Origin of the sequence: Janibacter sp. FSL W8-0316, from assembly GCF_038004165.1 — a bacterium.
Taxonomy (GTDB): Bacteria; Actinomycetota; Actinomycetes; order Actinomycetales; family Dermatophilaceae; genus Janibacter; species Janibacter indicus.
This window is the reverse complement of sequence record NZ_JBBOQX010000001.1, coordinates 1,623,182-1,646,500: the sequence shown is the minus strand read 5'-3', so window position 1 is coordinate 1,646,500 and position 23,319 is coordinate 1,623,182. Positions and strand designations below refer to the sequence as shown.

General features: G+C 71.5%; 19 protein-coding genes and 1 tRNA gene. 9 read left to right on the top strand and 11 right to left on the bottom strand.

Annotated features, from left to right (window positions below; translation table 11 throughout):
• Nucleotides 1-120: 120 nt before the first annotated feature.
• Both NYE39_RS08070 and NYE39_RS08065 read left to right on the top strand, forming a co-directional pair.
• The gene (locus tag NYE39_RS08070) at nt 121-2,457 is read left to right on the top strand and encodes a sodium-translocating pyrophosphatase (RefSeq protein ID WP_341012368.1); all 2,337 of its coding nucleotides are present in this window, start codon (nt 121-123) and stop codon (nt 2,455-2,457) included.
• 77 nt (nt 2,458-2,534) lie between these two features.
• The gene (locus NYE39_RS08065; RefSeq protein ID WP_341012367.1) at nt 2,535-4,046 is read left to right on the top strand and encodes a DUF7059 domain-containing protein; all 1,512 of its coding nucleotides are present in this window, start codon (nt 2,535-2,537) and stop codon (nt 4,044-4,046) included.
• A 295-nt stretch (nt 4,047-4,341) separates the two neighbouring features.
• Here NYE39_RS08065 and NYE39_RS08060 read toward each other — a convergent pair whose 3' ends face one another.
• A complete protein-coding gene (locus tag NYE39_RS08060) occupies nt 4,342-4,734 on the bottom strand; it encodes a DUF4878 domain-containing protein (RefSeq protein ID WP_072625478.1) in 393 nt (130 codons plus the stop codon).
• A gap of 102 nt (nt 4,735-4,836) precedes the next feature.
• Nucleotides 4,837-5,622 carry a dioxygenase family protein gene (locus NYE39_RS08055; RefSeq protein ID WP_072625477.1) on the bottom strand — a complete coding sequence of 262 codons (786 nt, stop codon included), beginning with the start codon at nt 5,620-5,622 and terminating at the stop codon, nt 4,837-4,839.
• 154 nt (nt 5,623-5,776) lie between these two features.
• On the opposite strand from NYE39_RS08055, the gene topA reads away from it, so the two are divergent.
• From topA to NYE39_RS08040, 3 genes are all read left to right on the top strand, one after another.
• Nucleotides 5,777-8,554: a type I DNA topoisomerase gene (topA, locus tag NYE39_RS08050; protein WP_341012366.1), complete on the top strand. Its 2,778-nt coding sequence runs from the start codon at nt 5,777-5,779 to the stop codon at nt 8,552-8,554.
• A gap of 85 nt (nt 8,555-8,639) precedes the next feature.
• Nucleotides 8,640-9,092, top strand: coding sequence for an SCP2 sterol-binding domain-containing protein (locus NYE39_RS08045; protein ID WP_072625475.1), 453 nt, complete (start codon nt 8,640-8,642; stop codon nt 9,090-9,092).
• A 7-nt stretch (nt 9,093-9,099) separates the two neighbouring features.
• Nucleotides 9,100-10,668 (top strand): AMP-binding protein, encoded by a 1,569-nt coding sequence (locus NYE39_RS08040; RefSeq protein ID WP_072625474.1) that lies wholly within the window; start codon nt 9,100-9,102, stop codon nt 10,666-10,668.
• A gap of 147 nt (nt 10,669-10,815) precedes the next feature.
• On the opposite strand, the gene NYE39_RS08035 is transcribed toward NYE39_RS08040, so the two are convergent.
• The 5 genes from NYE39_RS08035 to NYE39_RS08015 are packed head-to-tail and all read right to left on the bottom strand — an operon-like array spanning nt 10,816 to nt 15,814.
• The gene (locus NYE39_RS08035; protein WP_341012365.1) at nt 10,816-12,156 is read right to left on the bottom strand and encodes a serine hydrolase domain-containing protein; all 1,341 of its coding nucleotides are present in this window, start codon (nt 12,154-12,156) and stop codon (nt 10,816-10,818) included.
• A gap of 37 nt (nt 12,157-12,193) precedes the next feature.
• Nucleotides 12,194-13,201 (bottom strand): glycine betaine ABC transporter substrate-binding protein, encoded by a 1,008-nt coding sequence (locus NYE39_RS08030; protein WP_083546175.1) that lies wholly within the window; start codon nt 13,199-13,201, stop codon nt 12,194-12,196.
• On the bottom strand, nt 13,198-13,977 hold the full coding sequence (locus NYE39_RS08025) for an ABC transporter permease (protein WP_341012364.1): 780 nt from the start codon (nt 13,975-13,977) through the stop codon (nt 13,198-13,200). Before NYE39_RS08025 ends, NYE39_RS08030 begins: the two co-directional genes overlap by 4 nt.
• Entirely contained in the window at nt 13,974-15,173 is a 1,200-nt protein-coding gene (locus NYE39_RS08020; RefSeq protein WP_341012363.1) for an ABC transporter ATP-binding protein, read from the bottom strand. The genes NYE39_RS08025 and NYE39_RS08020 overlap by 4 nt, the downstream gene beginning before the upstream one ends.
• Nucleotides 15,173-15,814, bottom strand: coding sequence for an ABC transporter permease (locus NYE39_RS08015; protein ID WP_341012362.1), 642 nt, complete (start codon nt 15,812-15,814; stop codon nt 15,173-15,175). Before NYE39_RS08015 ends, NYE39_RS08020 begins: the two co-directional genes overlap by 1 nt.
• Nucleotides 15,815-15,980: 166 nt before the next feature.
• On the opposite strand from NYE39_RS08015, the gene tmk reads away from it, so the two are divergent.
• From tmk to NYE39_RS08000, 3 genes are read left to right on the top strand one after another with little or no spacing between them, the layout of a single operon-like run.
• Nucleotides 15,981-16,598, top strand: coding sequence for a dTMP kinase (tmk, locus tag NYE39_RS08010; protein ID WP_072625471.1), 618 nt, complete (start codon nt 15,981-15,983; stop codon nt 16,596-16,598).
• Complete coding sequence (locus NYE39_RS08005) at nt 16,595-17,764, top strand: DNA polymerase III subunit delta' (RefSeq protein WP_083546173.1); 1,170 nt, start codon at nt 16,595-16,597, stop codon at nt 17,762-17,764. The genes tmk and NYE39_RS08005 overlap by 4 nt, the downstream gene beginning before the upstream one ends.
• A gap of 33 nt (nt 17,765-17,797) precedes the next feature.
• Entirely contained in the window at nt 17,798-19,330 is a 1,533-nt protein-coding gene (locus tag NYE39_RS08000) for an alpha/beta hydrolase (RefSeq protein ID WP_192910802.1), read from the top strand.
• A 3-nt stretch (nt 19,331-19,333) separates the two neighbouring features.
• Here NYE39_RS08000 and NYE39_RS07995 read toward each other — a convergent pair whose 3' ends face one another.
• Complete coding sequence (locus NYE39_RS07995; protein WP_072625469.1) at nt 19,334-20,326, bottom strand: peptidoglycan recognition protein family protein; 993 nt, start codon at nt 20,324-20,326, stop codon at nt 19,334-19,336.
• A 654-nt stretch (nt 20,327-20,980) separates the two neighbouring features.
• Between NYE39_RS07995 and NYE39_RS07990 the strand changes: the two genes are divergently transcribed.
• Nucleotides 20,981-21,643 (top strand): lysophospholipid acyltransferase family protein, encoded by a 663-nt coding sequence (locus tag NYE39_RS07990; protein WP_341012361.1) that lies wholly within the window; start codon nt 20,981-20,983, stop codon nt 21,641-21,643.
• A gap of 162 nt (nt 21,644-21,805) precedes the next feature.
• On the opposite strand, the gene NYE39_RS07985 is transcribed toward NYE39_RS07990, so the two are convergent.
• The 3 genes from NYE39_RS07985 to NYE39_RS07975 all read right to left on the bottom strand — a co-directional run bounded on the left by NYE39_RS07985 (nt 21,806) and on the right by NYE39_RS07975 (nt 23,275).
• Nucleotides 21,806-21,882: transfer RNA gene (locus NYE39_RS07985), tRNA-Thr, on the bottom strand.
• An 80-nt stretch (nt 21,883-21,962) separates the two neighbouring features.
• Nucleotides 21,963-22,382, bottom strand: a complete 420-nt coding sequence (locus NYE39_RS07980; protein WP_341012360.1) for a hypothetical protein — start codon at nt 22,380-22,382, stop codon at nt 21,963-21,965.
• The gene (locus tag NYE39_RS07975) at nt 22,382-23,275 is read right to left on the bottom strand and encodes an alpha/beta fold hydrolase (protein ID WP_341012359.1); all 894 of its coding nucleotides are present in this window, start codon (nt 23,273-23,275) and stop codon (nt 22,382-22,384) included. The genes NYE39_RS07980 and NYE39_RS07975 overlap by 1 nt, the downstream gene beginning before the upstream one ends.
• Nucleotides 23,276-23,319: the final 44 nt, after the last annotated feature.

Genomic DNA, 23,319 nt, shown 5'->3' with positions numbered 1-23,319 from the left:
GCGACGTCGAGGGGAGCGCACAGGCGACACCCGAGACCGACCCGGCAGTAGTGTGGGCCAACGGCTGAGCCCGCCTCGACGGCGGACCGACCGTGACCCGCGCTCATCAAGGAGGATGGCATGGCAGTCACGCTCGCGACCCTGTCCACCGCGTCGTCGATCGACCTCGACAGCACCAACCTGGCCCTCGTGGGTGGCGTCGCCGCCATCGGGGTCGTGGCCCTCGCGCTCGGCGTCGTCCTGCGGCAGCAGGTCATCGCCGCCGGCGCCGGGACCGATCGCATGCAGGAGATCGCCGGGGCGGTCGAGGAGGGCGCGCACGCCTACCTCCGACGCCAGTTCCGCACCCTCGTGATCTTCGTGGCGCTCGTCTTCGTGCTGCTGCTCCTCCTCCCGGCCGACTCGGCAGGCGTGCGATGGGGCCGATCGGGCTTCTTCGTCCTCGGCGCCGCCTTCTCGGCGGCCATCGGCTATCTCGGCATGTCGCTCGCGGTCAAGGCCAATGTCCGCGTCGCCGAGGCGGCGCGCTCCGCCGGGCGCGACGACGGCATGCGCATCGCCTTCCGCACCGGCGGCACCGTCGGCATGTTCACCGTCGGGCTCGGCCTCATCGGTGCGGCGATCGTCGTCCTGGCCTACCGCGGTGACGCCCCCAAGGTGCTCGAGGGATTCGGCTTCGGCGCCGCGCTGCTCGCGATGTTCATGCGGGTTGGCGGAGGCATCTTCACCAAGGCCGCCGACGTCGGCGCCGACCTCGTCGGCAAGGTCGAGGCCGGCATCCCCGAGGACGACCCGCGCAATGCCGCGACGATCGCCGACAACGTCGGGGACAACGTCGGTGACTGCGCCGGCATGGCGGCCGACCTCTTCGAGTCCTACGCCGTCATGCTCGTGGCCGCCCTGATCCTCGGGTCCGCGGCCTTCGGCTCCTACGGTCTGGTCTTCCCCCTGCTCATCCCGGCGATCGGCGCCGTCACCGCGATGATCGGCATCTTCATCACCCGGGCGAAGGGGGGAGAGTCCGCCCTCGACGCCATCAACCGCGGCTTCTACATCTCCGCGGTCATCTCGGCGGTGCTGTGCGCAGGGGCGGCCTACCTCTACCTGCCCGACTCCTACGGCGACCTGTCCTCGCCCAACGAGACCGTCGCCCAGCTCGTCGGCGACCCGCGCCGGGCCGCGCTCCTCGCCGTCGTCCTGGGCATCGTGCTTGCCGCGGTCATCCTGCGGATGACCGGTTACTACACCGGCACCGACTCGCGCCCGACCAAGGACGTCGCGCGCACCACCGAGACCGGTGCGGCGACGGTGATCCTCTCCGGCATCTCGCTCGGCCTGGAGTCTGCGGTCTACAAGGTGGTGACGATCGCCGTCGTCATCTACCTCGCCTTCCTCCTCGGCGGATCATCGGTCGTCCTCGGCCTCTTCTTCATCGCCCTGGCTGGGTGCGGTCTGCTGACGACGGTCGGGGTGATCGTCGCCATGGACACCTTCGGCCCCGTCTCCGACAACGCCCAGGGCATCGCCGAGATGTCCGGTGACGTCGATGGCGAGGCCGCCCAGGTGCTCACCGAGCTCGACGCGGTCGGCAACACGACCAAGGCGATCACCAAGGGCATCGCCATCGCGACGGCGGTGCTCGCCGCGACGGCGCTCTTCGGCAGCTACACCGACGCGTGGACCTCGACCGTGCGGGGCATCGACGAGGGGTCGGTCAGCGCCGACCGGGTCGCCGACTTCGAGCAGATGGTCAACACCCAGATCGTCTCGCCGAGCGTCCTCGTCGGTGTGCTCATCGGCGCCGCGGTCGTCTTCCTCTTCTCCGGGCTCGCGATCAACGCCGTGACCGTCGCGGCCGGCTCGATCGTCCACGAGGTGCGGCGGCAGTTCCGCGAGCACCCCGGGATCATGGAGGGCACCGAGAAGCCCGAGTACGCCCGGGTCGTCGACATCTGCACCCGCGACTCCCTCGCGAAGCTCGCCACGCCCGGCCTCCTCGCGGCGCTCACGCCGATCATCGTCGGCTTCGGACTGGGCATCGGTGCCCTCGCCGGGTTCCTCGCCGGCGCCATCGCCTGCGGTGCGCTCATGGCCGTCTTCCTCGCCAACTCCGGTGGTGCGTGGGACAACGCGAAGAAGATCGTCGAGGACGGCCACCACGGCGGCAAGGGCTCGCCCGGGCACGAGGCAGCCGTCATCGGCGACACCGTCGGCGACCCCTTCAAGGACACCGCCGGGCCGGCGATCAACCCCCTCATCAAGGTGATGAACCTCGTCGCCGTCCTCATCGCACCCGCTGTCGTGACGCTCTACCTCGGCAGCGACGGCGACCAGATGATCCGCTGGGGCATCGCCGCCGTGGCGCTGCTCGTCGTCGTCGTCGCGCTCGTCATCACCAAGCGGGACGACGTCGCGATGGCCGACAGCGACAGCGAGCCGGCCGTCCAGCGCGCGTGACGGCCCGCCCGGGCCCCCTTCGTCGGCGCCGCCCCAGGTGGTGCCGGCGAAGGGGGCGGGCTGGCTAGGCTCGGCAGGTGACCTCCAGCACCACGCCCCGCGCCGACCCCGAGCTGCTCGACGACCTGCGCGCGGATCTCACGGACGCCGCCTTCGGCGTCGACGAGGTCCACGAACGCCTCGGTGCCCTGGCCGCTGCGGCCCTGGGCCGCGAGCAGGTGCTGCCCGCCCGGCGCGCGGTCGCCGGAGCCACCGACCCCCTCGGGGTCCTCATCGGGTGCTTCGGCCTCGGGCTGCCCACTGCCGCCGACGACCTCGCCCGGGCCCTGCCGCGCACGGGGGTCACCGGGGCCGTGCGGCTCGGGGTCGTCGAGCCCCACGGCGCGCACGTCGTCGCCACCTGCGACCTGCGCCCCTACGGCGACGACGTCGGGCACGCCTGGTGGGTCGCCTCCGACCCGACGGAGCACGCGCGCAGCGAGCCGCTGCCCGTCGACCACGTCCTGGGCATCGGCGGCGCCTCGACGACCCTCGCGTCGTGGACCCCGCGCACCCGTGTCGCCCGCGCGCTCGACGTCGGCACCGGGTGCGGCGTCCAGGCCCTGCACCTGTCGGGTCACGCCGACTCCGTCGTCGCCACCGACCTGTCCCGGCGAGCCCTGGGCTACGCCCGCTTCAACGCCGCCCTCAACCACGTCGACTGGGACCTGCGGGAGGGTTCCTTCCTCGATCCGGTGGTCGGCGAGGCCTTCGACCTCGTCGTGAGCAATCCCCCCTTCGTCATCACGCCGCGCAGCGGTGACGTGCCGCTCTACGAGTACCGCGACGGCGGGGCCGCCGGCGACCACGTCGTCGCCGCGCTCACCCAGGGCATCGGCGCGCACCTGGCGCCCGGTGGCGTCGCCCAGCTGCTCGGCAACTGGGAGACCGCCGCCGGCCAGGACTGGCGCGAGCGCGTCGGCGCGTGGGTCGAGGCCAGTGGCCTGGATGCGTGGGTCGTCCAGCGCGATGTCCAGGACCCGGCGGAGTACGCCGAGCTGTGGACCCGCGACGGCGGGCACCTGCCGGGCACCAGCGAGCACGACGCGCTCGTCGGCGCGTGGCTCGACGACTTCGCCTCGCGCGATGTCAGGCAGATCGGCTTCGGCATCATCACCCTGCACCGGCCGACGGGGGAGCGGGCTCCCTTCGTCGACCTCGTCGAGGCGACCGGACCGGTGGCGACCCCGATGGGGCCGACGGTCGCCGCGGGACTCGTCGCCCGCGACCGGCTCGCCGGGCTCGACGACGACGCCCTGCTCGACACCGCGTGGCGCTGCGCACCCGACGTGACCACCGAGACGCACGCGACGCCGGGCGCCAGCGACCCCAATGTCATCATCCTGCGGCAGGGTGGCGGTCTGGCGCGCTCGGTCCGGCTCGACACCCTCGACGCAGCCCTCGTGTCCGTCTGCGACGGCGACCTCACCGCGCGTCAGTCGCTCACCGCGATCAGCGCCCTGCTCGACGTGCCCACGGGCGAGGCCCTCGGCGCCGGCGCGACCCTCGTGCGGCGGCTGGCCGCCGACGGGCTGCTCCTGCCGGAGTAGGCCGTCCCCGCCTGGTCCGTCGTAGCGCGCCGGTTCGGTTGCGGTGCTCCCGTCGAGAAGACCCGGCGCGCTGCCGAAGTCCTTCGTCCTCGTGTGGTCCCGTCGTCGTTCTCGACTTCGGCTTGACGCCACGCCGGATCCTCTCGACGTGCGCGTCCCTTCGAGACGGTCGCGGGCGACCGCCCACGCGGAACGTGGGACCCACTCAGGGAGCGGTGCCCTCGACCGGGCGTGGGAGCGGGGACGACGAAGGGCGGCCCGGTGACCGGGCCGCCCTTCGTGTCGTGCTGGGTGATCAGCTCATGCCGTCGAAGGTGATCTTCCACTCGTCGTCGACCTTCTTGAGCTTGATCTCCTCCTCGTCGCCGTCCTGGTTCTTGACCTTGACGGTCGCGGTCTTCTCGTCCTCGGCGATCTCGGAGCTCTGGATGTCGACGTCCGCGTTGTCGGGGATCTGCAGCTCCTTCTCGTTCTCCTTGAAGATCGTCTCGCAGTCCTTGCCCGGGTCGGCCTCCTCGAGCGTCTTGACGATCTCGGGGTCGAAGGACTCGCACAGCGCGGCGTAGTCCTTGTCCTTGGCCGCGGCGGCGAAGTCCTCGACGGCCTGCTCCGCGTCGTTGCCGCTGCCGCAGGCCGTCAGGCCGAGCGTGAAGGTGCCGGCGATGGCCAGCGTGACGAGCTTCTTCATGGTGGTCTCCCTGTCCGTGGTGCGGGCGGTGTGGTCGCCCCTCTCGCAGGACACTAACGACACCACCTCACACGTGCGATGGGGAGGACTGCCCGTGGACGCTCAGCTGAACTGCCAGGAGCGCTTCGACAGGCCGAACCAGAAGCCGTCGACCGCGACATCGCGCTGCGTCGCGCCGGATGCCTCGGCCGCACCCATCGCGATGTAGAGCGGGGCCCAGTGCTCGGTGCGCGGGTGCGCCTCGTGGCCGGCGGGGGCGAGCTCGAGCATCCGCTCGAGGGAGTCGACGTCGCCGGCGGCGACGGTCTCGGCGGCCCAGTGGTCGAACTCGCTCGACGCGGTCGGCGGCGTGGAGTCGGCACCGGCGCGGGGGTTGAACCAGCGCAGGTTGTGCGTCGTGAAGCCGGACCCGACGATGAGGGTGCCTTGGTCGCGCAGCGGCGCCAGCGCCCGGCCGAGCTCGACGAGCTGGTGCGGGTCGAGGGTCGGCATCGACATCTGCAGCACCGGCACGTCCGCGTCGGGGTACATCTCCACGAGGGGCACGTAGGCGCCGTGGTCGAGGCCGCGGGTCTCGTCCCGCTGGACGTCGACCCCCTTCGCCTTGAGCAGGCCGGAGACCTCCGAGGCGAGCTCGGGTGCGAGAGGTGCGTCGTACTGCACCTCGTAGTAGTGCTGGGGGAAGCCCCAGAAGTCGTAGGTGAGCGGCACCTTGCGCTGGGTCGGGCTCACCGTGACCGGCGCGTCCTCCCAGTGGGCCGAGACCATGAGGATGTTCTTCGGTGTGTCGAAGTCGGCCGACCAGCGGGCCAGCTCGGCGGTCCACCGGGCGTCGTCAGCCAGCGGCGGGGCGCCGTGCGAGAGGAAGAGGACGGGAGGAGTGGTCATGCCGACCACAATACTTGTATCTTCAATAAAACGCCAGTCCCCATCCCGGGGCGAAGGGGGTCGGCCCGCACGGCGTAGTACGGTCGCCCCGAGATGACCCCACGTCGAGGCAGCGACGAATCCGCTGCACGTGAGGTCGAGAGATGAGGCGCACATGGCCAGCAAGCTCGTCATCGTCGAGTCACCCGCCAAGGCCAAGACCATCGCGGGGTACCTCGGTCCGGACTACGCCGTCGAGGCGTCGGTGGGGCACATCCGGGACATCCCGACCCCGTCCGAGATGCCGGCGGACATGAAGAAGGGTCCCTTCGGTCGCTTCGGGATCAACATCGAAGAGGGCTTCGAGCCCTTCTACGTCGTCGACCCGGACAAGAAGAAGAAGGTCACCGAGCTCAAGCGTCTGCTCAAGGACGCCGACACCCTCTACCTCGCCACCGATGAGGACCGCGAGGGCGAGGCCATCGCGTGGCACCTGCTCGAGACGCTCAAGCCCAAGGTCCCCGTCAAGCGGATGGTCTTCCACGAGATCACCAAGGAGGCCATCCAGCGGGCCGTCGAGGACACCCGCGAGCTCGACCTCGACCTCGTCAACGCGCAGGAGTCGCGCCGCATCCTCGACCGTCTCTACGGCTACGAGGTCTCGCCGGTCCTGTGGCGCAAGGTCAAGGCGGGGCTGTCCGCCGGTCGTGTGCAGTCGGTCGCCACCCGCATCGTCGTCGAGCGCGAGCGCGAGCGGATGGCCTTCAAGGTCGCCTCCTACTGGAGTGTCGAGGGCAAGTTCAGCACCGGTGCGGCCCCCTTCGCCGCGCGCCTGGCCAGCCTCGACGGACGCAAGGTCGCCACCGGCTCCGACTTCGACGACACCGGCGCGGTCAAGAAGGACGCCCGCGCGCTCGACGAGCGTGCCGCCACCCAGGTCGCCGAGGCGACGATCGCGGCGGCGGTGACCGTCAGCTCGGTCTCCGAGAAGCCCTACACGCGCCGGCCGTACGCCCCCTTCACCACGTCGACGCTGCAGCAGGAGGCCGGCCGCAAGCTCGGCCTCGGCTCCAAGGCGGCGATGGGCGTGGCGCAGAAGCTGTACGAGAACGGCTACATCACCTACATGCGTACCGACAGCACCAACCTGTCGAGCTCGGCGCTCGACGCCGCCCGCGGCCAGGCCCGCGACATGTACGGCGCCGACTTCGTGCCCGAGTCGCCGCGCGTCTACGGCAAGAAGTCCAAGAACGCGCAGGAGGCGCACGAGGCGATCCGCCCCGCCGGCGACCGCTTCCGCACCCCGGCGCAGGTGGCCGGTGAGCTGCGGGGCGACGAGTTCCGGCTCTACGAGCTGATCTGGAAGCGCACGGTCGCCTCGCAGATGGCCGACGCCAAGGGCTCGACCGCGACGATCCGCATGCGCGCCGACCTCGCCGGCTGCGAGGCCGGCGAGCTCGCCGAGTACACCGCCTCCGGCACGGTCATCACCTTCCGCGGCTTCCTCGCCGCCTACGAGGAGGGCACCGACGAGCCGGCGCAGCCGGACAAGGACGGCGAGGCACGCCTGCCCAAGGTCGAGGAGGGCGCGAGCCTCGACGTTGTCGACGCGACCGCGTCGGGTCACGAGACCTCACCGCCGGCGCGCTACACCGAGGCCTCGCTGGTCAAGAAGATGGAGGAGCTCGGCATCGGCCGCCCCTCCACCTATGCCTCGACGATCAGCACGATCCAGGACCGCGGCTACGTCCGCAAGAAGGGCACCGCGCTCGTCCCGACGTGGTTGGCTTTCGCGGTGACCCGCCTGATGGAGGTGCACTTCAGCCGGCTCGTCGACTACGACTTCACCGCGTCGATGGAGGTCGACCTCGACGAGATCGCCGCCGGCGACGCCGACCGCGTCGCCTGGCTGCAGCGCTTCTACTACGGCGACGAGGGCAGCGGCCCCGGCCTGTCCGAGCTGGTATCCGACCTCGGCGACATCGACGCCCGGGCGATCTCGACGATCGAGATCGGCGACGGCATCGTCGTGCGGGTCGGTCGTTACGGCCCCTACGTCGAGGAGGTCGTGCCGAAGGGGGTCGACCCGGCCACCGGTGAGGTCACCGACGAGACGAAGACGACGCCGGCGCCCAAGCGGGCGACGATCACCGACGACGTGGCGCCCGACGAGCTCACGCCGGCGATGGCGCGCGAGTTCCTCGCCGCGGCCGCCGACGACGGTCGGGTCCTGGGCCAGGACCCCGAGACCGGCCGCGACGTCGTCGTCAAGAACGGTCGTTACGGCCCCTACGTCACCGAGGTGCTCGAGGAGTCGGCCGACGACAAGCCCAAGCGTGGCAAGGCCAAGGTCAAGCCGCGCACGGCCTCGCTCTTCAAGAGCATGGACCCCTCGACGGTCGACCTCGAGCAGGCGCTGAAGCTCCTCTCGCTGCCGCGCACGATCGGCACGGTCACCGAGACCACGACCGGTGAGGACGGCGCGGAGAAGTCCGTCGAGGTGCCGATCACCGCGCAGAACGGTCGCTATGGGCCCTACCTGAAGAAGGGCACCGACTCGCGCTCCATCGAGTCCGAGGAGCAGCTTTTCACGATGACCCTCGAGGAGGCCCTCGCGATCTACGCCCAGCCCAAGCAGCGTGGCCGCGCCGCGGCCAAGCCGCCGCTGGCGGAGTTTGGCGAGGACCCGGTGAGCGGCAAGAAGGTCGTCGTCAAGGACGGGCGCTTCGGCCCCTACGTCACCGACGGTGAGACCAATGCCACCCTCCGTCGCGGTGACGAGCCCGAGACGCTCACCGCGGAGCGGGCCTACGAGCTCATCGCGGAGAAGCGCGCCAAGGGGCCGACGACTCGCAAGAAGTCGGCGAAGAAGACGGCCAAGAAGACCGCGAAGAAGGCCACGAAGTCGACGGCGAAGAAGGCCACGAAGAAGGCGGCTGCCAAGAAGGCGTGAGCGGAACCACCCCGGCGCACGCGTTGCCGGGGTGGTTACCCGTGGGTATGGTCGCAGCAACCCGCGCACGAAGGAGCTGCACCGCATGGAGTTGGACCCGTCGACCTTCGACTCGATGACGCCCGAGGAGTTCGCCCGGACCGTCAAGCAGATGTCCGACAAGGAGATCTCGGAGACGATGCGTGGTGAGCACCGTGGTGCCGTCCTCGACGCCGTCTTCGGCCGGTTCCCCGAGCTCTTCCGGCCCGACAAGGCGAAGGGGGTCGCCGGCACCGTCCAGTTCCGCATCACCGGAGGCCCGGACGAGCAGCCCCACGACACCTACGAGATCGTCATCGACGAGGGCACGTGCGCCGTCTCGCCCGAGGCGGGCGAGTCCTACGACGCCTCGCTGATGATGGCGCCGCCGGAGTTCGTCAAGATGGCGACGGGCCGGGGCAACCCGACCATGCTCGCCATGCGCGGCAAGATCAAGGTCAAGGGCGACATCGCCCTGGCCGCGAAGTTCCCCTCCCTCTTCGACATCCCGAAGGCCTGATGCCGACATGAACCCTCTGACCATCGCCAAGACCATGGCCAAGCGGGGGATGCTGGCCCCGGGGCCGCCCGCCGCCCAGGTCAAGCAGCTGACTGCTCTCAAGAAGTGGGGCTTCGGCCTCGCGGGTGAGCTGCGCCAGGCGGCCAACCGCTCGCCCAAGGCGGTCGCGGTCATCGACGAGAGCCGGGGTGCGACGACCTACGCCGAGCTGCTCGCCAACTCCGAGAAGATCGCCGTCATCCTGCGTGAGATGGGCTTCGGCCCGGGCGACCGCCTCGGTCTGCTCGCCCGCAACCACGTCCAGGCCATCGAGGTCATGACGGCCACCTCCGCGGTGGGCATCGACCTCGTCCTGGGCAACACCGGTCTCGCCGGGCCGCAGTTCGCGGTCGTCGCCGAGCAGCAGGGGATCAAGGGCCTCATCCACGACGACGAGTTCGCCGAGGTCGTCTCGCACCTGCCGGCGGAGCTGCCCCGGGTCACCGAGACCGAGCTGGCCCAGCGGGTCGAGGCGACGGCCCGACCCGAGTCGCTGCCCGTGCCCGCCAAGGGCGGCCGCACGATCATCCTCACCTCCGGCACCACCGGCACGCCCAAGGGCGCCGCGCGCAAGACGCCCGGCGGCTTCGGCCCGCTCATCTCGATCATCGACCGGATCCCGCTCAAGGCCCACGACCGGATCCTCATCTCCGCGCCGATCTTCCACACCTGGGGCTACGCGGCGATGCAGCTGTCGATGGCGCTGCGCGCGACGATCATCCTGCAGCGGCGCTTCAAGCCCGAGGCGGCCCGGGCGGCGCTCGAGGAGCTGCAGCCTGACGCGATGTTCGCCATCCCCGTGATGCTCCAGCGGATGATGGAGCTGCCGAGTGACCCGGCCGCACGCAGCCGCCGCAAGCTGCGGGTGGTCGCCACCTCTGGATCTGCCTACCCCTCGGGCTTCACGACGAAGTTCATGGACGAGTACGGCGACGTGCTCTACAACCTCTACGGCTCGACCGAGGCCTCCTGGGTGTGCATCGCCACGCCCGCCGACATGCGCCGCCACCCCAACACCGCCGGCACCCCGCCGCTCGGCACGGTCGTCAAGATCCTCGACGAGGACGGCAAGGAGCTGCCGAAGGGGGAGACCGGCCGGATCTTCTGCGGCAACGAGCTCGTCTTCGACGGCTACACCAACGGCAAGACCAAGGACTTCGTCGACGGCCTCGTCTCCACGGGCGACATGGGCCATGTCGAGGGTGACCTCTACTTCGTCGACGGTCGCGACGACGACATGATCGTCAGCGGCGGCGAAAACGTGTACCCCATCGAGGTCGAGGGGCTGCTTGCCGAGCACCCCGCGGTCCGTGAGGTGTCGGTCATCGGCGTGCCCGACCCCGACTTCGGTCAGCGCCTCGCGGCCTTCGTCGCGCTCACCGAGGGCCACGAGCTGAGCGCCGACGAGGTCAAGGAGCACGTGCGCGCCCACCGCGCCCGCCACTGCATCCCGCGCGAGGTCGTCTTCATGGACGAGCTGCCGCGCAATGCCACCGGCAAGATCCTCAACCGGGAGCTGCGCAAGCACTTCGCGTGACCCCCGCTGGCTGAGGAGGTCGCGCAGCGACCGTCCCCCCTCCCTTCGCCCGCTCGGTGGGCCCAGGACCCTGCATTGCCCTACGGCAATGCAGGGTCACCGGGCCCCGACTCTGCATTGCCGTAGGGCAATGCAGGGTCGGGGCGGTCAGAGCCACTGGCCGAAGGCCAGGGGCTCGCGGGTGAAGCGGTAGGTGGCCCAGTTGAGGTGGGTGACGGTGCCGGAGGCATCGCGGGTGACCCGCAGCAGCTCGCCGCGCTCGCGGCCCGACACCGTGCGGTAGCGGTTGGTGGCCTCGGCCTCGAAGACCGAGGGCGGCATCTCCTTGGGCTGCCCGGCCACCCGCGCTTCGAGCCGCCCCTCGCGCACCGACAGCACGAAGTGCGTCCCCTCGGAGTACCAGTGCCCGAGCAGCGGGACGAGCTCGTCGGGCAGCTCGGTCCCGGGCTGCCAGGGCTCGGGCTGCACCGGCTCGCGCTCGATCGCGATCGTCCCGAGCTCGATGGCGGCGGCCGCAGGAGGGACGGGTGCGGAGTTGTTCATCAGGATCAGTCCCGTTGTGGCAGTGGAACGCTCGGTGTAGACGCCGGTGATCGAGCCGGGCCAGCCGCCGGTGTGCCCCACCCAGGTGCGGCCCTCGTGCCGAACCAGCTGGAAGCCCAGCCCCCACGCGGAGGTCCACCCCGTCATGTCGGCCATGACCTGCGGCTGGCACATCTCCTCGAGCGTGTCCGGGGAGAGGACCTCCTCGACCGGGTCGGCCACGAAGCCGCCCCAGCGCGCCATGTCGGTGGCGGTCGACCGCAGCCCACCGGCAGGGTCGAGGGCCGCCGCGTCGAAGACCGGCTCCTCCACGGGGACGTCGGCGAAGGGAGGCACGTAGTACCCCTTCGCCCGGCGGCCGGAGGGCACGGTGCCGGTGCGGGTCATCTCGAGCGGGTCGAGGATGCGGCGCCGGATCGACTCCTCCCAGGTGCACCCGTCGAGGCGGGCGATGATCTCGCCGAGGACGGAGTAGGCGAGGTTGGAGTAGTGCCAGCGGTCGTGCGGGCGGCCGACCCGCTCGGCCTGCGACCAGCCGGCGAGCAGGTCCTCCCGGGAGGGCATGACCATCGTGTCGAAGACGTCACCGACCGGCTCCCGCTGCATGCCGGAGGTGTGCGAGAGCAGCTGCCGGATCGTCACGCGGGCATGGGCGGAGTCCGCGAGGTGCTGCTCGACCGTGTCGTCGAGGTCGAGCCGGCCCTCGTCCCGCAGTGCCATGACGGCGACCGCGGTGAAGGTCTTGGAGTTGCTCGCCACCGGGTACTGGGTGTCGGCATCGGGTGCCTCTTCGGGTGTCGCGAGGTCGATCGTCCCGATGCCCGTGGACCACTCGAGCCGGCCCGCCCGGGCGACGCCGGCGACGAGGCCGGGGACCCTCCCTTCGGTCTGCGCGGTGAGGGCGCGGGAGGTGAGGGCACGGGCGGTCTCGTCGGTGAAGGTCATGGCACGACCTTAAGGAGATGCGACGGGCGAGGGGCGGTCAGGCCTTGATGAAGCCGGCCTCCCGCAGCCACGCGATCGCGACGTCCGCCGGGTCCTCGCCGTCGACGTCGACCCGGGCATTGAGGTCGATGAGCACGTCGTCGGTGAGCTTTTCGACGACCGGCGCGAAGAGCTCCTTGACCGCAGGGTGCTCCTCGACAACCGCCTGGGTGAGCACGGGCGCGACGTTGTACTTCGGGAAGAAGGCCTTGTCGTCCTCAAGCACGGTCAGGTCGAGCGCCTTGATCCGTCCGTCGGTCGTGAAGACCTCGCCGAAGGTGCACGTGCCCTCGTCGGTGGCCTGGTAGATCGCCCCGGTGTCGAGCACCTTGACGTTCTTCGCGGGGAAGTCGCTGCCGCGCTTCAGCCCGTACTTCTTCAGCATCGGGTCGAAGCCGTCGTTGCGGTTGTTGAACTCGGACTCGACGCAGAAGGTCAGCTCGGCCTCGGGCACCTTCGCCAGCTCGGAGAGCTTGGTGATGCCGAGCTTCTTGATCGTCTCGGTCGGCCCGGCGAAGCCGTAGGTGTTGTTCATCGGCGCCGGGTCGAGCCAGACGAGCTGGTGCTCCTCGAGATCGCGGTCGCGGACGGCTTCGTACTGCTTGCGCTCGTCGGGGATCGGGGTGGTCTCGCCGAGGTAGGCGATCCACGCGGTGCCCGTGTACTCCCACTGCATCTGGACCTGGTCCTCGATCATCGCCTGACGGGCGCTGGACGAGCCGGGGATGTTGGTCAGGTCGGCCGCGTCGGCGCCGGCCGCGCGCAGCAGGATGACGGCCATCTTGCCCAGGATGAGCTGCTCGGTGAAGTTCTTCGACCCCACCCCGATCGAGGCGCCCGACAGGTCGACGTCGGCGATCGGTCCGGCAGCCTCCCCGGAGGGCACGAAGCCGCCGCTCGTGCCCAGACCGCACCCGGCGAGGGCGAGGCCGAGCGTGCCGGCTCCGCCCAGGAGCAGGGTGCGTCGGGTCAGCTCGGCCGAAGGGAGGGCACGTCGCGTCGTCATGAGGTCCCCTTGGGAGTGAGGACGAGCTCGAGCACCCGGCCCGCCCAGTCGATGAGCAGCGCGACGACCGCGATGATCACGGCGCCGCTGACGAGGATGGGGTAGCGGAAGAGGGTGATGCCGGTGACGATGAGCGCGCCCAGCCCACCGGCGTTGACGAAGGTCGCGAAGCTCGCGGCACCGACGACGAGCACGAGCGCGGTGCGCACACCGGCCATGATCACCGGCATGGCGAGGGGCAGCTCGACCCGGCGCAGGACGTCGACGGGGGACATGCCCATGCCGCGAGCGGCCTCGACGAGGGTCTGGTCGACCTGCTGCAGGCCGACGATCGTGTTGCGCAGCACCGGCAGGAAGCCGTAGATCGCCAGCGAGATGACGGCGGTGCGCACGCCGAAGCCGAGCCACATCGCCAGGAGCACGATGAGGCCGATGACCGGCGCGGCCTGACCGGCGTTGGCGACCGCCGTGATCGGCCCGGAGAAGCGGCGGGCCGGACCGCGCGTGAGCAGGATGCCGATGGGGATCGCGGTGACGAGCACGACGGCGGTCGTGATGAGGGTGAGCGTGACGTGCTCGCGGGTCAGCGTGAGGATCGTGCCCCACGCGAGCTGACGGGCCTCGATGTCGTCGAGGTCGGCGGTCTGCCGCCAGATCGCCCAGCCGCCGAGGATCGCCGCGCAGAGCAGCGGCAGGCCGACGAGCAGCCCGATCGTCGTGCGGCGGTCCTCGACACCGGTGTCGGCGGTCGAAGGGGAGGTCCTCACGTCGGTCATGACGTGGCCTCCTGCGCATCCGGGTCGGACGCGGCGCGGATGTGGTCGGTGACCGCCTCGAAGGTCACGACGCCGAGGAACTCGTCGCGGCGGCCGGTGACGAGGACGCCGCCGTGGGTGCTCGCGAGCATCGAGTCGAGGGCGTCGTTGATCGTCGAGCGCCGGTCGATCACCGAGATGTCCTCCTCGGTGTGGTCGGGCAGACGAGGCATCCGGGCGGCCTCCTTGAGGCTGTACCACCCGACCGGGCGACGTCGGGAGTCGAGCACGATGACGTCGTTCTGGCCGCCGGCGCGGGCGGCCTCGGCGGCGGCCTTGCCGTCGTCACCGACCGTGGCGAGGACCGGGCTCTGCAGCTCGAGCTCGTCGACGCGCGAGAGGCTCAGTTGCTTGAGCGACGACCCAGCCCCGATGAAGTCCTCGACGAACTCGTCGGCGGGGTTGGCCAGGAGGGTGGTCGGGGTGTCGTACTGGGCGATCTGGGCGCCCTCGCGCAGCAGGAGGATCCGGTCGCCGAGCTTGACCGCCTCGTCGATGTCGTGGGTGACGCAGACGATCGTCTTCTGCAGCTCCTCCTGGATGCTCATCAGCTCGTCCTGGAGCCGCTGCCGGGTGATCGGGTCGACCGCGCCGAAGGGCTCGTCCATGAGCAGCACCGGCGGGTCGGCCGCGAGGCCGCGGGCGACGCCGACGCGCTGTTGCTGCCCGCCGGAGAGTTCCTTGGGGTAGCGGTCGCGGTAGCGCTTGGGGTCGAGGCCGACGAGCTCGAGCAGGTCGTCGACACGCTCGCTGATGCGGCGCTTGTCCCACTTGAGCAGGCCAGGGACGAGGGCGATGTTGTCGCCGACCGTCATGTGGGGGAAGAGCGAGCCGCCTTGGATGACGTAGCCGATGGTGCGGCGCAGCTCGGTCGCATTCTTGCTGCGGATGTCCTCGCCGCCGATGGTGATCGTCCCCGAGGTCGGCTCGTGGAGGCGGTTGATCATCTTCAGCGTCGTCGTCTTGCCGCAGCCCGAGGGGCCGATGAACATGACGATCTCGCCGGCCGGCACGGTGAGGGACAGCCCGTCGACGGCCGGCACCTTTTGCCCGGAGTAGGTCTTGGTGACGTTGTCGAAGACGATCTCGGCGCCGCTCACCTCCCGGTTGGCTGCGGGGTGCTCGGGTGCGGGCTGCTGGTCTGCGGTGGTGGACATCAGGCGCGGATCCCCTTCGAGGTGGTGAGTCGGCTGACGAGCAGCAGGGCGGCGTCGAGGAGCAGGGCGAGGACGACCACCCCGAGGGTCCCGACGAGGGCGTAGTTGAGGGCATTGGCCCCGCCCAGTTGGGCCAGGCCGGTGAAGATGTAGCCGCCGAGACCGGGGCCGAGGGTGTACGCCGCGATCGCGGCCACACCCATGGACATCTGCGCGGACACCCGCAGGCCGGCCATGATCACCGGCCACGCCATCGGCAGCTGCACCCGCAGGAAGCGGGTGGTCGCACCCATGCCCATCCCCTTCGCCGACTCGAGCAGGGTGGGGCTGACGCCGGCAAGGCCCACGACGGCATTGCGCAGGATCGGCAGGGTCGCATAGAAGGTGACGGCGACGAATGGCGACACCGGCCCGATGCCGAAGAGGGGTAGGAGCAGGCCGAGGAGGGCGAAGGAGGGGATCGTCAGGCCGATGGCGCTGAGCATGTTGGCCGCGGGCTTCAGCCGCGGCACCCGGGTGACGAGCACCGCGAGCGCGATGGCGATGATCGTCGCGAGGAGGACCGACTGCACCACCAGCGCGAGGTGCTGGAAGGAGCGGAAGAGGATGTCCTGCCACTTGTCTGCGACGAAATCACCCACGGGCATCCTCTCCTCGACCCCGGCTCTCGGGACACTCGTCCACTCAACCCCGCGGGGGAGCCGGATCCGCCGCTCAGCCGTCCATCGCGACCGACTTGTGACCTTTGCACAGCACCTGCTCGGCACCCGGACTCGCGTGTCGGCACGGTGCCTTAGGGTCGACGACGTGACGGATCGCGGATACTTCATCGCCTTCGAGGGGGGCGACGGCGCCGGCAAGTCGACGCAGGTCAGGCACCTCGTCGAGGCCCTCGAGGCGGCGGGCCGCGAGGTCGTCGTGACCCGCCAGCCGGGGGGCACCGCCCTCGGTGCCGCGCTGCGCGACCTCGTCCTCCACGGCGAGGCGATCACGCCCCGGGCGGAGGCTCTGGTCTTCGCCGCCGACAAGGCCCAGCACGTCGAGGAGGTCATCCTCCCTTCGCTCGCCCGCGGAGCGGTCGTCGTCACCGACCGCTACACCGACTCCTCCGTCGCCTACCAGGGCGCCGGCCGCTCCCTCGGGGCGCAGGAGGTCGCCGACCTGCAGTCCTGGGCCGTCGGTGGACTCACCCCCGACCTCACCGTCCTCGTCGACGTCGACCCGGCCACCGGGCGCCGCCGCCGCGGCGGCACCCACGACCGGATGGAGTCCGAGGCCGACGCCTTCCACACGGCGGTGCGTGAGCACTTCCTCGCGATGGCCGAGGCCGCGCCCGAGCGCTACCTCGTCGTCGACGGGGCCGCCCACGCGCTGGCCGTCGCCGACCGCGTCCGCTCCCGCCTGCAGCGCGAGGGCGTCCTGTGACCGCCGTGGCGGGTGAGGGGCCGGCCCCGATCTGGCGCGACGTCGTCGGCCAGGCCGAGACGGTGACGACGCTGACCCGGGCGGTCGCCGACCCGGCCGCCATGACCCACGCCTGGCTCTTCACCGGGCCGCCGGGGTCCGGGCGGTCGACGGCAGCGCGGGCCTTCGCCGGGGCGCTGCTGTGCCCGAGCGGTGGCTGCGGCGAGTGCCGTGAGTGCCGCACCGCGCTCGACGGGACGCACGCCGACGTCGACGTCCTCGCGACCGAGGCCCTGTCCATCGGCGTCGCCGCGACCCGCGACCTCGTCCAGCTCGCCGGCCGCTCGCCGAGCGTCGGGCGCTACCGGATCATCCTCGTCGAGGACGCCGACCGGCTGACCGAGCAGTCGGGCAATGCCCTGCTCAAGGCACTCGAGGAGCCTACGCCGCGCACCGTCTGGCTGCTCTGCGCGCCGAGCCTCGAGGACGTGCTCATCACGGTCCGCTCGCGCTCGCGGCACGTGCGGCTGCGCACCCCGCCCGTGCCCGAGGTCGCCCAGCTGCTCCACCGCCGCGACGGCATCGACATCGGCATGGCGACCTACGCCGCTCGGGCCGCGCAGAGCCACATCGGGCTGGCCAAGCGGCTGGCGACCGACGAGGGCGCCCGCATCCGCCGCCGCGACACCATCGCGATGGCCGGCCGCATCCGGGGCGTCTCCGACGCGGTCGGCGCGGCCGCCGACCTGCTGCAGATCGCCGAGCAGGAGCGCGACCGCACGCTCGAGGCCCGTGCCGCGGCGGAGAAGGAACGTCTCCTCGAGACCCTCGGTGCCGACCCGAGCGCGCGGACCCAGCCACCGCACGTCCGGGCCCAGGTGACCGCCCTCGAGCGTGAGCACAAGACACGCGCCACCCGCTTCACCCGCGACATGGTCGACCGGGCGCTCGTCGACCTGCTCTCGGTCTACCGCGACGCGCTCGTGCTGCACGCGGGCTCGCCCGTCGCCCTGGTCAACGAGGACGCCCGACCGGTCGTCGAGGAGGTCGCGCGGGCCTTCGGCGGCGAGGGGCTGCTCGGCGCGATGGAGGCGATCGCGACCGCCCGCGAGCGGATCGCCGCCAACGTCGCGCCGTTGCTGGCGCTCGAGGCGATGGCGGTCTCGCTGCAGTTGCCGTCGCGCTGATCGCCCTGCCACGACGGCAGGTAGCGTCTGGGCATGAGTTCTCGCCGGTCACGCACTCCTCGCGTCGTCGCCGCCGTGTCAGCGCTACTGCTGCCGGTGGCCGGCTGCTCCCTCCTCGAGCCGGGTACCACGCCGACCGGGCTGACCACGGGTGACACCACGCCGCCGGCGGGCACCACCGGGCTCGAGCGCTTCTACTCGCAGGAGCTCGACTGGGGCGGCTGCCGGGGCAGCGACGGGGAGTGCGCCACGCTCGAGGTGCCCATGGACTACGAGGACCCCGACGGTCAGACCATCGAGATCGCCGTCCTGCGGGTCGAGGCGAAGGGGGAGGCCGCGGGCTCGCTCGTCGTCAACCCCGGTGGCCCGGGCGGCTCCGGCGTCGACTACGCGGCGGCCGCGGATTTCATCGTCAGCGACCAGATCCGGCGCCACTTCGACGTCGTGGGTTTCGACCCGCGGGGCGTGGGGCGTTCGCACCCGGTCGACTGCCTGAGCGATGCCGACATGGACGACTACCTGGCCAAGGACCCGACGCCCGACACCCCGGAGGAAAAGTCGGCGGGGGAGCGCGCGCAGAAGGAGTTCGCCGACGGGTGCAAGGACAAGACGGGCGAGTTGCTCGGTCACGTCTCCACCGCCGACGCCGCGCGCGACATGGACGTGCTGCGTGCCGCCCTCGGCGACGGCAAGCTCACCTATCTCGGCAAGTCCTACGGCACCTACCTCGGCGCGACCTACGCCGACCTCTTCCCGGACCGCGCCGGGCGCATGGTGCTCGACGGTGTGCTGCCGCCCGACGCAACCTCCGAGGAGGTCGCGATCGGTCAGGCCAAGGGCTTCGACACCGCGACCCGGGCGTGGGCGCAGGACTGCGTCGACGACGACTGCCCGCTCGGCTCGAGCGTCGATGAGGTCGTCGAGCACGTGCAGAGCCAGCTCGAGGAGCTCGACGAGCAGCCGCTGCCCGCCAGCGCCGGCATCGAGCTCACCGAGGGCTGGGCGACGTGGGGCATCGCGCAGGCGATGTACGACCAGGGCATGTGGTCGCAGCTGACCGACGCACTCGTCGCCGCGGACGACGGCGATGGCGGCCCGCTGAGCGAGCTCGGCCGTGCCTACGCCGGGCGCGACTCCAGCGGGGCCTACCAGAACAACATGCTCGAGGCGCTGCCGGCCGTCTCCTGCCTCGACACCCCGGACGGCCCCGGCGGTCCCGACGACCTCGTCGCCCGCGCCGAGGAGGAGGCCCCGATCTGGGGCCGCGCGCTCGCCTCGGAGTCACCCTGTGCCCAGTGGCCGATCGACCCCACCAACACGCCGCACGAGGTCGACGCCGAGGGGGCCGACCCGATCCTCGTCGTCGGCACGACCCGCGACCCCGCGACGCCCTACGAGTGGGCGCAGCGCCTGCACGAGCAGCTCGCCGACTCCGCCCTGATCACCCACGAGGGCGACGGGCACACCGCCTACATGCGCCAGAACTCCTGCGTCGACGAGGCGGTCGACGAGTTCTGGCTCACCGGCACGACGCCCGACGGTGGCGAGCTGACCTGCGAGGAGTGAGCGTCAGGACGTGACGGTGACCGTGTCGCGCCAGCTGGGGATCCATGCGCCGGAGCTGGTGTCCTTGCCGCTCAGCAGGACCTCGTACTCACCCGGCGGGGCCCAGCTGCCGTCGGCGAGACGGCCCTTCCACGTCACCGTGAGGTCGGTGTCGCCGGTCCGGGTGCTCGACCGGTCGGAGATGACGCCGTGCTCCTTGCTGGAGATGCGCACGCGCCAGGTGATGTCGCCGGTCGTGCGCACCTGGAGTGCCGACCCGCCCGTGCCGTAGGCGACCCGACGCGGGCTCGTGCTCGGCGTGTAGAAGGCGGTGCCCTGCCGGGCCTGGGCGTCGGTGCGGATCTCGGGCAGCCGAGCCGCGAGGTACTGGCCGGGGCAGGTCGTCTGGCCGACGGAGCGGTGGCCGACGACGGTGGGGAGCCACTCGCCGCCGATCGTCGCCTTGGCTGTCGGGTCGACGTGGTGGCGGGCGAGCTTCCACGCCATGAGCCGCTCGATGCTTGTCGTCATGGCGTCGGGCGCCGCGGTCTGGTCGTAGTCGCCCATCGCGGAGATGCCGAAGGTCTGGCTGTTGACGCCCTGCGCGTGGGCGCCGATGACGGCCTTGTCGACGCCGCCGGCGCGGCCCTCCCACAGTCGCCCGAACCGGTCGACGAGGACGTTGTAGCCGATGTCGTTCCACCCGCGGCCGTTGACGTGGAACTCGTAGATTCCGCGCATGATCGCCGGCGCCTCCTCGCGGGAGTAGCCGTTGACCCCCGCGGTGTGGTGCAGGACCGCGCCGCGCACCTCGCCGTAGTCGGGGTCGCCCTTGCGGATCGACTCGTCGGCACCCCACTCGGCCCGGCTGTGGATCGTCGGCCGCTTCTGGGGGTTGGTCTCGTCCGCCGTGGAGAGGGAGGTGGTGTCGCTGCCGGCGGTGGCGTCGGCGGTCGAGGTGCCCGGGTCGATGACGTCGACCTCGAGGCCCTGAGGGCGGGCGCCGGCCGACTCCACGCGGACCTGGATGCCGTCGGAGGGCGCGGTGATGAGCGGCTGGGTGCCGCCCTGGGCGGCGGCCGCCTCGGCGGTGCCGGCGTCGGGTCCCCCCCTCGGCCTCGAGCAGGCTCCAGCCAGACCACCGGCCGGTCTGCGCGTCGCGGGTGCGGACGAAGGCCTCGACGTCGATTCGCGAGCCGTCCCACGTCAGGCCGGCGACGCGGAAGTCCTGCGTGGCGATGGTGTCGGTCATGCCGACGACCCGGTCGCCGGAGCGGCCGGCCGAGGGCACCTTCGGGGCCTTCGACAGCGCGGCCTGGTCGACGCCGGGGATCGGGATCGAGTCGCGTTGTGCCGCAACCGGACTGGGCGCGGCGCTGCCGCCTGAAGCCGGGATGACGGTGACCAGGGACGTGGCCAGGGCGGTGATGGTCAGGCGGGAGAGAGCACGACGAAGGGAGCTCACGTGGACACCTCGCAGGGGGTTTGGGTCCGATGGGCCCGGCCCACGCTAGCTGCGGGTGGACGGCCCTGCAGGACGAGTCGCATCCCTTGCGGCACAGGGGGTGTGCCCCCTTCGTCCGTGCCGCAGTACGTCGAGGTCAGGCGAAGGGGGGAGCCTGGGTACGACTACTCCGTGAGGGTGGGTGGGGCCGGGGCCACAATGCGGAGGTGACCACTCCACGACAGCACCTGAAGAACGCCGCCGGCTTCGTGCTGGTCTGGGCCGTGGCCAAGCTGGCGCACCGGGTGCGCTTCCGCACCGCCGGTGCCGTCCCTCGACGAGGGCCGGTGATCCTCGTGGCCAACCACCTGACGATGTCCGACCCGCTGGCCGTGGCGCGGGTGACGATCGGCCACCGGCGCTTCCCGCACTTCCTCGCGATGAAGGAGGTCTTCGGGTGGCCGGTCGTCGGTGCGCTCGCCCGGGCCACCGGCCAGATTCCGGTCGCGCGGGGCTCGGCCGCGGCGGCCGATGCCCTCGACGCGGCGTCGGAGCGGCTCGAGCAGGGGCAGCTCGTCGCGCTCTACCCGGAGGGGCGCCTCACGACCGAGCCCGACAAGATGCCCGGGCCCGCCCGTACGGGAGCCGCGCGGCTCGCCCTTCGTCATCCCGAGGCGCCGGTCATCCCAGTCGGGACGTGGGGCCCGCAGCAGGGCCACCGCCACCTGTGGCACCGCCACACGGCCTGCCTGTCGGTCGGCGACCCGGTGGACCTGTCGGCGTGGGCCGGGCGGACCGACGATGCCGCCGCCCGCGAGGTCACCGACGCGATCATGGCCGCGATCCGCGAGGAGATCGGGCACGCCCGGCAGATGTGGGATTCGCGCTGACCCTGCGCGGCATGTCGGCGCCCGGGCGCCGCCTGACGGCGTTGACGTCACCTGGCTGCCCGGAGAAGGGGGACCAGGTGACACCAACGACACCAGGCACCCAGTCGTGACCGATGTGGTCCCAGACATGACGAAAACCCTCGATTTCTCGAGGGTTTCGTGTGGAGCCGCCTGTCGGAATCGAACCGACGACCTTCTCATTACGAGTGAGACGCTCTAGCCGACTGAGCTAAGGCGGCATGCGCCCGTGGACGCGAGGCACGAGTATACGGATGAGTGCCCGTGGCGCGTAATCGGGTCGGTGCCACCGATCGCCTCCTCAGAGGTCGAAGTGCGCGTCGAGGTCGTCGGTCGTCGTGTTGGCCCCTTCGGGGGGCGCGACGACCTCGGTGGTGAGCACCCGAGTGGCCGAGTCATCGGCCGGATGGGCCTCCACCCGCACGAAGGCCGTAGGCACGTTCGCCTGGTCGCGATAGGTGCGGGCCACCGTCTCGAGCACGCGCTCGAGAGAGGCGGCGACGGCCCCGCGGTCGGAGCCCCGGAGGGTCAGCACCCCGCTGATCGTGGTGCCTGCCGAGGTCGAGTCCTGGTACTGCACCAGTCCTGCGACGTGCTCGGGCAGCGCCTCGACCGCGGAACGCAGCGCGGCCTGCACCGCGGGCACGTCGCTCCGGCGGCCGCACGCCCCGACCGACAGGGCGAGCCCGCCCAGCAGGACCGCCCGACGAGGGGTGCGCATCAGCCCGCGAGGGCCTCGCCGCGCCGGGCACCGATCCGCTCGAGGACCACGTCGGCGACGACCTCCGGGTGGGTCTCCATGAGCCAGTGGCCGGTCTCGAGCGGCCGGATGATCGCCAGCTCGGGCTGGTCGCCGGCGCGGCGGCGCAGCTGCTCGACGGTGTGCTGGGTCGCGACCTCGCCGAAGGCGGGGTCCTTCGTCCCCCAGACGTAGGCGGTGGGGATGACCCGACGGTGCACGCTGCGGCGGGGACCCCCCTTCGACCGGCGCTTGCGCCACATGAGGGTGGGGGAGAGGGCGGCCCGGTACCAGGCGAAGGTCCCCTCGGCGGCGCCCGGGGTCTTCAGCCGGCGGGCGTCGTGGGCGGCGCGCTCGCGGGGCATGCCGATCCGCTCGAGGACCTGCTGGGCGAAGAGCCGGAAGAAGAGGACCGGCAGCACCGGCAGGGCGAAGAGGGCCATGTACCAGGAGTGCTTGAGCTGGTCACCGGATCGCATGCCGGCGGCCATCCCGGCGGGGCTCGGCGTGGACAGCACGGTGAGGGTCTCGACGCGGTCGGGCTCGCGGGCGGCGATCGCCCAGGCCAGCGCCCCGCCCCAGTCGTGGCCGACGACGTGCGCCCGCTCCGCGCCGACCTCGTCGAGGAGCGCGGTCACGTCGCCGACGATCTCGGTGATGACGTAGTCGAGGTGGTTGCCCGGGCGGGCGCCGGGGGAGTAGCCGCGCAGGTCGGGCGCGAGGACCCGCAGACCGGCCTCGGCCAGCCGCGGCGCCACCGAGTGCCACGACGTGCGGTCCTGCGGCCAGCCGTGCAGCAGGACGACGACGTCACCCTCCTGCGGGCCGAGGTCGTCGAGGTCGAAGGTCAGTCCGTCGCGGGAGTAGTAGCGCACGGGGCCAACGTAGTTGACGTGCCGGCGGGGTGGTCTCGGGGCTC